Raw genomic sequence first — 12,500 nt, 5'->3', positions numbered from 1 at the left:
CTCCCAGTCGAGTACGGCGTGCCGCCTTTCTCCGGGGCGGACCGTTCACGCCGTGCCCCCACCGTAGACCCCGGCCACCGGATCGTCACCGGGAGTTCGTCCGGATTCTGCTGCTACGTTCCCTCCTCGTTGCGCGGTGCCGGCCAGGGCCGCCGCGGCCCGGACCGTCCCGCCGGCCGCACGCACGGCGCGCCGGAGCTCGAGCAGGGTCGCGCCGGAGGTGACCACGTCGTCGACGAGGACCACCGGCGGCCACGACGAGAGCGGACGGCGGGCGCGGAACGCCCCGTCGAGGTTGCCGCGCCGCTCGATGCGGCCGAGCCCGACCTGGTCGCGGACCATCCGCGACCGCCGGAGAGGACGCGCCGCCCGCCCTCCCGCCGCGGCGACCAGCTGCGCGACGGGATCGGCGCCCCGCCGCACGCGGCCGAGCCAGGAGCCGGGCGGGACGACCAGGATCGCGGGGCTGCCTGCGAGCGCCGCACCCAGGGCGGGACGCAGCAGCGCGCCGAGCGGGGCGAGGCAGGCCGTGCGGCCCTCCTCCTTCAGCGCGACGACGAGGCGGCGCACCGTGCCCTCGTACGGGGCACCGGTGACGACGAGGAGCGGATCGTCCGGCGGCCCGACGACGCGGGTCAGCAGGCAGGCCGAGGCGGCCGCGTCGGCCGAGCAGTCCGGACAGGGCGCCCGGCTCGTCGGCTCTCCGCAGGCGGGGCACTCCAGCGGGAGGAGGACGGCGAGGGCGTCGAGCAGGTGATCGGAGAGCATGCCTCCACGTTCGCCGTCCGGGCCGCGGCGCGGGCGGTGGATCCGTCGGATCGGGACGATCCGCCTGCCCGACGCGCCTGGGGAGGAGCATCCGGAGCGCGCCGCCGTCGGAAGGGCTCGTCGCCGCCGACAGGACCGGTCAGGACCCCATGCCGGTCTGCGCCGCGAGCAGCCGGATGTCCGTCGCGGTCGTCTGCCAGGCCGAGCCCCGCTGCTGCCGGAGCTCCCCGCCCTCGGCGAGGATGCGGATCTGGGTCGAGGTGTTGCCCGCGGCGATCTGGACCGTGCCCGTCGTCGTGCCGAGCGCCGTGGCGCCTCCGCCGAGCAGGTTCATCGTGACGGCGTCCTCTCCCGTCGAGCCGCGGACGACCGACACCACATCGAGCTCGTCCGTCCAGGCCGCGGCGACCGCGGTCCCCAGAGTCGAGCGGAGGACGACCGGCTCGCCGACCGCCACCGGGTCGCCGTCCCGTGAGCGGGTGATGCCGGCCACCAGCACCGTCGCCTGCTGCCCGTCCTGGGCGAGCGCCAGCATCCGGGTGCCGTCGCGCGACACGGCGATCGAGGCGAGCGACTCGACCTCGCTCCAGGCCGTCGCGACCTGCATCGAGCGCGAGCCGTCCGCGGAGTACGCCACCAGCTGCCCGGGCGAGGCCGACGGCACGGACCACACGTACCCGAGCGGATCGATCGTCGGCGCGACGAGGCCCGACCGCGCGTCGAGGAGGACGTCGGCGCCGTCGGGCTCCACGAGGCTCACGCCCGCGGCGGTGAGCACGGCGGCCGACGCGTCCGAGTCGGCCCCGCGCTGCTCGCCGAGGACCGCGGCCCGCGGCTGCAGCGCCTCGATCCGATCCGAGATCCCGAGGCCGGCCAGCCCGGAGGAGCCGAGGAATCCGAAAGCGTCGTCGGTCAGCACGAGCGGCCGGGTGTCGACGCGGGGCGAGGTCGGCAGCCCGGTGACCTCGGAGGGGACGTCGATCGGGTTCTGCTCGACGGAGAGCGCGACTCCGGTGACGTTCGAGACGTTCGCGAGGCTCCGGTTCAGCTGCAGCGCCATCAGCCGCCACTGCGCCGGATCGGCCTCGAGAGCGGCCGGGTTCAGGTCCACCACGGCGCGCTGCGACTCGACCGGCACGGTCTCGGCCGCCAGGGTCGTGCCGGTCGGGAAGGCCGACACGACGGCGGCGGAGTCCCGCAGCCACGGCGTGGGGCCGCGCAGCAGCTCGGTGACGATCGTGGTGCTGGTGGAGCTGTCGGCGCGCGAGGCGAACCAGCGCAGGTCCGGCACGAGGTACTGGTATCCGGGGTCGAAGAAGTAGAGCGCGTGCGTCGAGAAGACCTGCTCGAAGGTGGTGCGGTCGATCACCACGCCGCTCGGCGGCGCGCTGATGCGCCACTCGCCGTTCTCCTGGACGAAGCCGTAGTCGAGGGTCAGGCCGGCCGTGGTGGCGACGTCGGTGTAGACGCCGGTCGCGTCGACCTCGGCGACGGGCGTGATCGTCAGCGAGAGCGTGGATCCCGACTGCGGCGAGGCGGAGCGCTGGCCCTCGTCGACCGTCACGTGCTCGCCCGGCGTCCAGTCGGCTCCGGTGGAGAGGAACTCGCGGGCGATCTTGTAGTTGTTCTGCGGGCTCGACGCGGCGTCGATGAAGCCGGTCAGGATGTCGCGCTGCGACGCACCGACGGCGGGTCCCGACGGGAGGAAGTCGTACTGGAGGTCCTGCGGCGCGGTGTCGGGCCGTCCGACTCCGACGTCGCCGTCCCGCGGGATGCCGGCGCACCCGGCCAGCCCGAGCGCGAGCAGCGCGGCGGCCGCGGCGGCGCGGAGGACGCCGCGCCTCACGGGAGCACCCCCGCGGCCCCGACCGGAGGAGCCTGCAGCGGAGGGAGGACGATCGGGCCGCTGTAGGCCTGCTCGCCCGCGTCGACCGGGGGCAGCGGGAGCGGCGAGGCCTCGATCCGCTCGCCGCGGTGCCGGGGCACGGTCAGGCGGAAGCAGGCGCCGCGATCGGGCACGGACCAGACCTGCAGCCAGCCGTGGTGCAGGGCGGTGTCCTCCTGCGCGATGGAGAGGCCGAGGCCGGTGCCGCCGAGCGTGCGGCGGCGGGACGGATCGGCGCGCCAGAAGCGGTCGAAGACGCGCACCACCTCCTCGCTGCTCATGCCGTGCCCGTAGTCGCGCACGGCGAGGGCGACCGCGCTGGCGTTGCTGTCGACGGTGACGACGACCTCGCGGCCGTCGCCGTGCTCGATCGCGTTGCCCAGCAGGTTGCGGACGATCCGGCGGATGCGGCGCGGATCGAGGTCGGCGTCGAAGTAGCCGCCCGGGGCGGAGAGAGTGAGCCGGGAGCCGTTCGCCTCCGCGATCCCCCGCATCGCCTCGATCTCGTCGCCGGCCAGCTTCACCAGGTTGACCGGCTCGAGCTCGAGCTCGGCCGACCCCGCGTCGTGGCGGGAGATCTCGAGCAGGTCGGCGAGGAGGCTCTCGAAGCGGTCGATCTGGCTGTGCAGCAGCTCGACCGTGCGCTCGGCGACCGGGGCGAAGTCCTCGCGCTGGTCGTAGAGCACGTCCCCGGCCAGCTTCATCGTCGTCAGCGGCGTCCGGAGCTCGTGCGAGACGTCCGAGACGAACCGCTGCTGGACCTGGCTGAGCGTCGCGAGCTCGCTGATCCGGTCCTGCAGGCTGTCGGCCATGCCGTTGAAGGACCGGGCGAGGGTCGCGATCACGTCCTGGCCCCGCTCCGGGATCCGCACGTCGAAGTCGCCGGCGGCGAGGCGCTGGCTCGTCTCGGCCGCGACCCGGACCGGGGCGACGACGATCCGCACGACGACCCAGCTGACCGCTCCGATCAGCAGGATGAGCAGGATCCCCGCCACGTTGAGCACCTGCTGCACGAACTGGAGCGTGCGCTCCGCGTCCGCGAGGGAGTAGCCGATGTACAGCTCGTAGCGCCCGGCCGAGCTCGGCAGCTCGAGGGTCGAGCCGACGAGGATGCCGGGCTGCTGCTGACCGGAGGCGTCGAGCGTCACCGACTGCCAGTACTGCCCGTCGGAGCCCGCCTGCACCCGCTCGCGCAGCGCGTCGCTGATCACGCCGTTCTGCAGCTCGCGGTTGTAGATGTCCTGGGGCGCCAGCGAGGACGCCTCCTGGTCGGGCGAGCGCACGACGGCGATCAGCGCGGAGGAGGAGGCGTCCCGGACGGCGGTGCGCACCGAGCTCATCACCTCCTCCATGTCCTGGCGGGTGGAGACGGTGGCGGCGTCGAGGTAGCCCTGCGCGGCCCGGGTCGCGCGCGACGTGTCGCCCGTGACCTGCGTCAGCCGCGACTGGAACAGGTTGTCGCTGATGCTGTACGAGAGGTAGACGCCGGTCGAGCCGATGGCGATGCCGCTGAGCAGGACCGTGATCGCGACCGCGCGGAACTGCAGCGACGTGCGCCACACCCCGAGCACGCGGCGGGGCCACCGGCGCACGTCGGGAGCGGCGAGGCGCGGCACGGTCAGCCCGGGAGGACGGCGCCGGCGCGGTAGCCGACGCCGCGCACGGTCATCACGATGCGGGGGTCGTCCGGGTCCTTCTCGACCTTGGCGCGCAGGCGCTGGACGTGCACGTTCACGAGGCGGGTGTCGGCCTTGTAGTGGTAGCCCCAGACCTGCTCGAGCAGCATCTCGCGGGTGAAGACCTGCTGGGGCTTGGAGGCGAGGGCGAGGAGGAGGTCGAACTCGAGCGGGGTCAGGCCGATGCGCGTCTCGCCGCGGCGGACCTCGTGGCCGGCGACGTCGAGGCTCAGGTCCCCGACCTGCAGCACCGCGTTCGCGGCGGCGGTGGCGGGACGCAGGCGCGTCCTGATGCGCGCGACGAGCTCCTTGGGGTCGAACGGCTTGACCATGTAGTCGTCGGCGCCGGACTCGAGGCCCTGCACGACGTCGGAGGTGTCGGACTTGGCCGTCAGCATGATGACGGGGACTCCGGACTCGGCGCGGATCGCGCGGCACACCTCGATCCCGTCGATCCCGGGCAGCATCAGGTCGAGCAGGACCAGGTCCGGCCGGGCCCGCCGGAAGGCCTCGAGGGCGCCGGAGCCGTCCGCGCAGAAGGAGACGTCGTACCCGTCGGCGCGCAGGACGATGCCGATCATCTCGGCCAGGGCGGCGTCGTCGTCGACCACCAGAATGCGCGCGCTCATCGGTCTGCTCTTCCTCGTCTCGGGTCGCGCCCGCCCACGGCGCGCACGGTGACCCGACCCAGGCTAACCGACGCACCTCCCCGCGGGCGGGGAGCGGGCTCTGCGGGCGAAGGGGGTCCGCTCGGGGGAGGACCCCGCCCGCACGCCTGTGACAGCATGGAGGGGATGACCGACGCAGCTCAGTGGCCCCCGCCCGCAGGGCGTCCGGACGACGCGGCCGTCCCGGCGCAGGACGGCGACCGGCGCAGGCCGCTGCCCGCTCCCGTCGCCCCGGCCTGGTCGCCCGCGCCGCCGAGCGCAGGTCCCGTACCACCCGCTCCCGCCGGGGGCTCCTGGTCGCCCGCCGGCGCCGGCCCCTGGTCGCCCGGACGCCCAGCGCCCGGCTGGACTCCCCCGCCCAAGCCCGGTCTCGTGCCGCTGCGCCCGCTCGGCTTCGGCACCCTGCTCGGCGCCCCGTTCCAGGTCCTCCGCCGCAGCCCCCGCACGACCCTGGGCGTCGCCCTGCTGGTGCAGGGCCTCGGGTCGGTGCTCGCCCTGGCGGTCTACGGCTTGATCGCGGTGCTCGCCGTCGGGCGCATCGCGCAGGCGGAGTCCGCCGACCGCGACGCCGTCGGCGCGGGCTCCCTCGCGGTCGTGGTCCTGGCCGCCCTCATCCCCCTCGCCGTCTCGCTCGCCAGCGGTGCCCTCGTGCAGGGCGTGGTCGTGATCGAGGTCACCCGCGGCGTCCTCGGCGAGCGGGCGACCTTCCGACAGCTGCTCGCCCGGCTGCGGGGCCGCTTCTGGGCGCTGATCGGCTGGACGGTCCTGCAGGGCGTCGGCTACCTCCTCCTGGTGCTCCTCGCCGTGGCGCTCGCCGTGCCACTGTTCGTCATCGGAGCGATGGACGGGACGTCGAGCGCGATCGTCGGCGGGATCCTGGTCCTCGTCGGCTCCGGCCTGGTCGCCCTCGCGCTGGGGGTCTGGCTGTCGACGAAGCTCGCCCTGGTTCCGAGCCTGATCGTCGTCGAGCGGCTGCCGCTGCGCCGTGCGGTGGCGCGCTCCTGGCGGCTGGTGGCGGGCGGCTTCTGGCGCACCTTCGGCGCGCTCGCGCTGATGACCGTGATCATCCAGGTCGCCGGCCAGATCGTGGCCACGCCGTTCAGCCTGCTCATCCCGATCGCCGGCGCCCTGATCGCCCCGACCGACCCGGACGCGCAGCTCGTCACCTCGCTCGTGGTGACGATCGCCTCCGTCGCCGTGGGCTTCGTGATCGGCGCCGTCGGCACCGTGCTCCAGTCGGCCGTGACGGGCCTCGTCTACCTCGACCGACGGATGCGCCGCGAGGGCTTCGACCTGGTGCTGATGCGCCACGTCGAGGAGCGCGCGGCGGGCCGCCCCTCCCCCGATCCCTTCCCCGTGCCGGAGCGCCCGTGATCCTCGCCGCGGCCCCTCTCGAGCCCGACGCGGAGCAGGCGCGCCGACTCCTCCTCGAGGAGCTCGCCGACCCGCGCTACCGGGCGGCCGAGCCGACCCTCTTCGACCGGGTGGTGCAGGCGGTGCGCGACTGGTTCGCCTCCCTCACGCTGCAGGGCGACGGCCCGCCGGTGCCGATCGCCGCCGTGATCGGCGTGCTGGTGCTGGTGGCGCTCGTGGTCGCCGCGCTCGTCATCGCGGGACGGCCCCGCGCCGGTCGCCGCAGCACCGTCACGGGAGCGGTGCTCGCCGACGACGACACCCGCTCGGCCGCGATCCTCCGCTCGCTCGCCGAGGCCGCGGCCGCCCGCGGGGACTGGGACGAGGCGCTCGTCGAGCGCTTCCGCGCCCTGGTGCGCTCCCTCGACGAGCGGACCGTCCTGCGGGTCTCGCCCGGCACGACCGCGCTCGGCCTGGCGTCGCGCGCCTCTGCGGCCTTCCCCTCCTCCGCCGCAGCGCTGCGCCGCACGGCCGACGACTTCGACCGCGTGCGCTACCTCGGGCAGCCCTGCGGCCCGGCCGAGTACGAGCGGGTCGCGGCTCTGGACCGCGAGCTCGCCGCGGCCTCGCCGGTCCTGGACGCCCTGGCGGCGCCCCGGTGAGCGCCGACACGGTCTCCAGCCCGACCCTCGGCGCGCTGCTGCGCCGCGGACGGGTGTGGGTGCTCCTGCTCGTGATCGTCGCGGTCGGCACTCTGCTGCTCACCGTCGCGACCGGGACCCGGGTGGCCGCCCCGGACCTCGACGTCGACAGCGCGACCCCGGACGGCGCCCGCGCGCTCGCCCAGGTGCTGCGCGATCAGGGCGTCGAGGTCGTCCGCGCCGACGACCTGGACTCCGCTCTCGCCGCCTCCTCCCCCGACGCGACACTGCTCGTCGACGACCCGGACGTGGCCCTCGACGAGGCCCAGTACCGCCGGCTCGCCCGCGCCTCGGCCTCGCTCGTCCTGGTGACCCCGGGAGGAGCCGCGCTCGACGCCCTGCTGCCGGACGTCCGCTTCGCCGGCTCCCCGGCCGGCGACGGCCCCTTCCGCGCCGAGTGCCCGCTCCCCGCGGCCGAGCGCGCCGGGACGCTCCCCGCCGGAGGGAGCACGTACCGGATCCTCGACGACGGCGACGCGGTCGGCTGCTTCCCCTCGGGCGACGACGGCTTCCTGCTCGTGAGCACCGGGTTCCCGCAGGGCGCCGAGGTCACCGCGATCGGCGACGCCGACCTCCTCCGCAACGGCACCATCGGCCAGGACGGCCGCGCCGCTCTCGCGCTCGGACTGCTCGGCGGTGAGGACCGGCTGGTCTGGTACCGCGCCGGAGCCGCCGACTCGGCGAGCACCACCCCTGCACCCGCCGACCTCGCGCCCGGCTGGGTGACCCCGGCTCTCCTGCTGCTGGTGGCCGTGTTCGTCGCCTCCGCCGTCTGGCGCGGCCGCCGGCTCGGCCCGCTCGCGGTCGAGCCGCTGCCGGTCGTCGTGCATGCGAGCGAGACGGCCCGCGGCCGCGCGCGGCTCTACGCGCGCGGAGCCCTGCGGCCCCGCGCCCTCGACGCACTGCGCATCGGCACCCTCCGGCGGACGGCCGCGCTCCTGGGACTCGCTCCGGCGACCGGGGTCGACGAGATCGTCGCCGTCGCCGCCGAGCGCCTCGGCCGCGATCAGGCCGCGCTGCGCCGTCTGCTCGTCGACGACCTGCCGGGCGACGACGCCGCCCTCGTCGCCGCCTCCGACGAGCTGCTCCGCTTCGAGAGCGCGCTCCGCGCCGCCCTCTCCCCGACGACCGCCCGACGACCGGAAGGCCCCTCCCGATGAGCGACACCACCCCCTCCGCCCGCGACGGAGCGCCGGTCTCCGACGACGACCTGCGCGCCGAGCTCGACCGGGTCCGCTCCGAGGTCGGCCGCGCGGTCGTCGGCCAGGACGGCGCCGTCTCCGGGCTCCTGATCGCCCTCCTCGCGGGCGGCCACGTCCTGCTCGAGGGCGTCCCCGGAGTCGCGAAGACGCTGCTCGTGCGCGCCCTGTCCGTCTCGCTCGGCCTCGACACCCGCCGGGTGCAGTTCACGCCGGACCTGATGCCCGGCGACATCACCGGCTCCCTCGTCTACGACGCCTCCACCTCCGGCTTCGCCTTCCGCGAGGGCCCGGTCTTCACGAACCTCCTGCTGGCGGACGAGATCAACCGCACGCCGCCGAAGACCCAGGCCGCGCTCCTCGAGGCGATGGAGGAGCGCCAGGTCAGCGTCGACGGGCGCACCCTGCCTCTGCCGGACCCGTTCCTCGTCGCCGCCACCCAGAACCCGGTCGAGTACGAGGGGACCTACGTGCTCCCGGAGGCCCAGCTGGACCGGTTCCTGCTCAAGCTCGTGCTCGACATCCCGCCGCGCGACGTCGAGGTGGAGGTGCTCTCGCGCCACGCCGCGGGCTTCGACCCGCGCGATCTCGACGCCGCGGGCGTGCGCCCCGTGCTCGACGCCGCTCGTCTGCGCGCCGCCCAGGCCTCGGCCCGGCGCGTCGGAGCCGGTCCCGACGTCCTCGGCTACATCGTCGACCTCGCCCGCGCCACCCGCGAGAGCCCGAGCGTCAAGCTCGGCACCAGCCCCCGCGGCTCGACCGCCCTGCTCGCGGCGTCCCGCGCCTGGGCCTGGCTCAACGGCTACGGCTCGATCACCCCCGACCACGTGCAGGCGATGGTCCTGCCCGTGCTGCGCCACCGCATCCAGCTGGAGCCGGAGGCGGAGCTCGAGGGCGTCCGCACCGAGGCCGTCCTGGGCGGGATCCTGCAGCAGGTCCGCGTCCCGGTCTGAGCCGTGCACCTCACCGGACGCAGCGTCCTCGTCCTCCTCGTCGGCCTGGTGCCGGTCGTCCTCCTGGGCGGCCGCCCCGAGGTCGCCTTCGCCGTGCTCGGCCTCTGGCTCCTGGCCTGGGCGGTCCTCGTCGGGATCGACGTCGCGGTCGCGGGCTCGCCCCGGGCCGTAGTGCTCGAGCGGCGGGTGCCGGACCGGGTGCGGCTCGGCGAGAGGGCCGAGGCGACCCTCCTGGTCACGAGCACCGGCCGCAGGAGGATCACGGGGGTCCTCCGCGACGCCTGGGAGCCCTCGGCCGGCGCCCTCGAGACCCGGTCGCCCCTGCGTCTGCCGCCGGGCGAGCGCCGCGCGGTGACCACGGTCCTGGAGCCGATCCGCCGCGGCGAGCGCCGGGCACTCCACGTCACCATCCGCTCCCGCGGGCCGCTCGGGATGGCCGGCCGCCAGGCGACGCGGGCCGCGCCGGCCGTCGTCCGGGTGCTGCCCGCCTTCCGCTCCCGCCGCCACCTGCCCTCGCGCCTGGCGCGGCTGCGTGAGCTGGAGGGGAAGACCAGCGTGATGATCCGCGGCCAGGGGACCGAGTTCGACAGCCTGCGCGAGTACGTCCGCGGCGACGACGTCCGCTCGCTCGACTGGCGGGCGACCGCGCGGCGCCGGGAGCCGGTCGTCCGCACCTGGCGCCCGGAGCGCGACCGGCGCGTGATCGTCGTGCTCGACACGGGCCGCACGTCCGCCGCACGGATCGAGGACGAGCCGCGCCTGGACACGGCGATCGAGGCGTCGCTCCTCCTGGCGGCCCTCGCGGCCTCGGCCGGCGACCGGGTCGACGTGCTCGCGTTCGACCGCACCCGGCGAGCCCGCGTGCACGGCGCCACCGGCACGGAGGTGCTGACCCGCGTCGTGGACGCCCTCGCCCCCGTGCAGCCCCAGCTCATCGAGACCGACTGGGCGGCGGTGCCCGCGCAGGTGCGCACCCTGGCCTCCCAGCGCTCGCTGGTGGTGCTCCTCACCGCGCTCGACTCGGTCGGCTCGGCGGAGGGGCTCCTCGCGGTGCTCCCGCAGCTCACCCGCGTGCACACGGTCGTGGTCGCCTGCGCGCTCGACCCCGAGCTGCAGCGGATGGCGGAGGACCGGAGCGACCGGGCCGCGGTCTACTCCGCCGCCGCCGCGGAGCGCTCGCTCGCGGACGTCGACCGGCTCTCGGCCGCCGTCCGCCGTCTCGGCGGGGACGTCGTGCTCGGCAGCCCCTCCGCGCTCCCGCCGGCGCTCGCGGACCGCTACCTCGCGCTCAAGGCGGCCGGACGGCTCTGACCTGCGAGAGGGGCCGTCGTCGGTCCCGGGAGCGCTGATCGACGGCCCCGCTCCGACGGCCGCGCTCGTCCGGCTCGGCTCAGCCGGCCGCGATGCTCCGCGACCCGGCCTCGAACCGGTCGAGGTCGCCCGTCTCCCCCGCCCGCACCGCGCGCCCGCCGACGACGATCATGTAGAAGAGGAACGCGCCGAGGGCGAGCGCCCCGATCCCGATCTTGAGCCACCAGGGCCAGGGTGCCGGAGTGACGAACCCCTCGATCACGCCCGAGACGAGCAGCACGAAGACCAGGCCGATCGCCACCGTGAACAGGCTCCGCGCGTCCTCGGCGAGCGCCTGGCCGCGGGTGCGCGCGCCGGGAGCGATCCAGGCCCAGAAGATCCGCAGGCCCGCGGCCGCGGCGACGAACACGGCCGTCAGCTCGAGCTGTCCGTGCGGCGCGATGTAGAGGAAGAACGTGTCGCCCTCCCCCACATGGAACATCACCGCGATCGACGTTCCGAGGTTCTGCGCGTTCTGCAGCAGGATGTACGGCACGTAGACGCCGACGATCCCGAAGGCCACGCACTGCGCCGCGATCCAGGCGTTGTTGGTCCAGACCTGCCCGGCGAACGAGGCGGCGGGGTTCTCGGAGTAGTAGTCGATGAAGTCGCCTCGGGCGAAGCGCCGCAGCTCCTCGTCGTCGCCCAGCGCGGCGAGCAGGCGCGGGTCGCCGAGGATCCAGAGCGCGTAGAGCGTCGCCACCACCGCGGTCGCGAGGGCGACGGCGAGCGTCAGCCAGCGCAGCCGGTGCAGAGCGGCCGGGAGCGAGAGGACGACGAAGCGGGAGACCGCGGCGAGCGGCTCGTCTCGCGTGCCGGTCAGGCGTCCCCGAGCCCGCGAGAGCGAGACGGCGAGCCGCGTGCCGACGGCCGTCGATCCGGCGGTGGAGGAGATCGTGGCGAGGTCCGCGGATGCCGCCTGGTAGCGCTCGATCAGCTCGTCCGCCTCGGCTCCGGTCAGGCGGCGCCTGCGCGAGAGCTCGTCGAGGCGGGTCCACTGCGCAGCGCGGGCGGCCGAGAGAGCGTCGATGTCCATCTCCTGACAGGATAGCCAGGCACGCCGCCGAGGCCGAGCATCCGGGAGGAGCACCGTGGAGGAGCAGCGCACCGAGTTCGACGACGCCGACCTGGTCACCGGCGAGGCGATCGCGCTCGAAGTGCCCGTCACCTCGTTCGTGCTCCGCGCGGTCGGCGCGATCATCGACCTGATCGCGGAGCTCCTGCTCGCGCTGGGCCTGTTCCTGCTGGTCTCCTCCCTCTCCGGGGACGGCGGCCTGGACCCCGCCGCCTCGGCCGCCGTGGCGATCGCGGCCCTCGTCATCGCCGTGGTGATCGTGCCGGTCACCGTCGAGACGGCCAGTCGCGGCCGCTCGCTCGGGAAGCTCACCGTCGGCGCTCGCGTCGTCCGCGACGACGGCGGTTCCATCGGCTTCCGGCACGCCCTCGTGCGCGGCCTCACCGGCGTCCTCGAGATCCTGATGACCTTCGGCGGGCTCGCCGCGGTCGTCGGCCTCCTCTCGCGCCGATCGCGCCGTCTCGGCGACGTCCTCGCGGGCACGCACAGCCAGCTCGAGCGCGTTCCCCGCGCGGAGCCGCTGGTCGTCGAGATCCCGGAGCCGCTGCGGGGCTGGGCCGTCACGGCGGACACCGCGCGCCTCCCCGACGCACTGGCGCGCCGACTGGCGCAGTTCCTCCGTCAGCGCCACGGCATGACGGAGCCGTCGCGCTCGCAGCTCGCCGCCGCGCTGGCCGACGAGACCGCGGTCCACGTCTCCCCGCTGCCCGCCGCGCCCGCGGAGGACTTCCTCCTCGCCGTGGCCGCACTCCGCCGGGCGCGGGAGGAGCGCGCCCTGCTCCTGTCCGACCAGCGCCTCGAGCGGCTGGCCCCCGTGCTCTCGAGCACGCCGCGCGGCTTCCCCGAGCGGCCCTGACGCGCGCGGCAGCGGC

Annotated in this window: 11 protein-coding genes; 6 read left to right on the top strand and 5 right to left on the bottom strand. The window is 75.3% G+C overall.

Going from position 1 to position 12,500, the window contains the following annotated elements; all coding sequences use genetic code 11:
* Window positions 1-45: 45 nt before the first annotated feature.
* From C5D50_RS09510 to mtrA, 4 genes are all read right to left on the bottom strand, one after another.
* Window positions 46-768 (bottom strand): ComF family protein, encoded by a 723-nt coding sequence (locus C5D50_RS09510; RefSeq protein ID WP_104283366.1) that lies wholly within the window; start codon window positions 766-768, stop codon window positions 46-48.
* 139 nt (window positions 769-907) lie between these two features.
* Entirely contained in the window at window positions 908-2,614 is a 1,707-nt protein-coding gene (locus tag C5D50_RS16575; protein ID WP_104325367.1) for an LpqB family beta-propeller domain-containing protein, read from the bottom strand.
* Window positions 2,611-4,245, bottom strand: a complete 1,635-nt coding sequence (gene mtrB, locus C5D50_RS09500; RefSeq protein ID WP_244230606.1) for an MtrAB system histidine kinase MtrB — start codon at window positions 4,243-4,245, stop codon at window positions 2,611-2,613. Before mtrB ends, C5D50_RS16575 begins: the two co-directional genes overlap by 4 nt.
* 26 nt (window positions 4,246-4,271) lie before the next feature.
* Window positions 4,272-4,958 (bottom strand): MtrAB system response regulator MtrA, encoded by a 687-nt coding sequence (mtrA, locus tag C5D50_RS09495; RefSeq protein ID WP_104224133.1) that lies wholly within the window; start codon window positions 4,956-4,958, stop codon window positions 4,272-4,274.
* Window positions 4,959-5,123: 165 nt separating this feature from the next.
* Here mtrA and C5D50_RS09490 point away from each other — a divergent pair, with 165 nt between their 5' ends.
* Genes C5D50_RS09490 through C5D50_RS09470 form a run of 5 tightly spaced genes read left to right on the top strand, consistent with a single transcriptional unit; the run spans window position 5,124 to window position 10,514 of the window.
* Complete coding sequence (locus C5D50_RS09490) at window positions 5,124-6,371, top strand: hypothetical protein (protein ID WP_146086913.1); 1,248 nt, start codon at window positions 5,124-5,126, stop codon at window positions 6,369-6,371.
* A complete protein-coding gene (locus C5D50_RS09485; RefSeq protein ID WP_104232800.1) occupies window positions 6,368-7,012 on the top strand; it encodes a DUF4129 domain-containing protein in 645 nt (214 codons plus the stop codon). The genes C5D50_RS09490 and C5D50_RS09485 overlap by 4 nt, the downstream gene beginning before the upstream one ends.
* Complete coding sequence (locus tag C5D50_RS09480) at window positions 7,009-8,211, top strand: DUF4350 domain-containing protein (RefSeq protein ID WP_104283364.1); 1,203 nt, start codon at window positions 7,009-7,011, stop codon at window positions 8,209-8,211. The genes C5D50_RS09485 and C5D50_RS09480 overlap by 4 nt, the downstream gene beginning before the upstream one ends.
* Window positions 8,208-9,203 (top strand): MoxR family ATPase, encoded by a 996-nt coding sequence (locus tag C5D50_RS09475; protein ID WP_104224137.1) that lies wholly within the window; start codon window positions 8,208-8,210, stop codon window positions 9,201-9,203. The genes C5D50_RS09480 and C5D50_RS09475 overlap by 4 nt, the downstream gene beginning before the upstream one ends.
* Window positions 9,204-9,206: 3 nt before the next feature.
* The gene (locus tag C5D50_RS09470; RefSeq protein ID WP_104283363.1) at window positions 9,207-10,514 is read left to right on the top strand and encodes a DUF58 domain-containing protein; all 1,308 of its coding nucleotides are present in this window, start codon (window positions 9,207-9,209) and stop codon (window positions 10,512-10,514) included.
* A 79-nt stretch (window positions 10,515-10,593) separates the two neighbouring features.
* Here C5D50_RS09470 and C5D50_RS09465 read toward each other — a convergent pair whose 3' ends face one another.
* Entirely contained in the window at window positions 10,594-11,589 is a 996-nt protein-coding gene (locus C5D50_RS09465) for a stage II sporulation protein M (protein ID WP_104232803.1), read from the bottom strand.
* A 55-nt stretch (window positions 11,590-11,644) separates the two neighbouring features.
* Between C5D50_RS09465 and C5D50_RS09460 the strand changes: the two genes are divergently transcribed.
* Complete coding sequence (locus tag C5D50_RS09460) at window positions 11,645-12,484, top strand: RDD family protein (RefSeq protein WP_104224140.1); 840 nt, start codon at window positions 11,645-11,647, stop codon at window positions 12,482-12,484.
* The last annotated feature ends 16 nt before the right edge of the window (window positions 12,485-12,500 follow it).

The organism is Rathayibacter sp. RFBD1 (assembly GCF_002932915.1).
Classification (GTDB): domain Bacteria; phylum Actinomycetota; class Actinomycetes; order Actinomycetales; family Microbacteriaceae; genus Rathayibacter.
The sequence above is the reverse complement of the archived record's forward strand: the minus strand, read 5'-3'. Positions and strand labels throughout refer to the sequence as shown.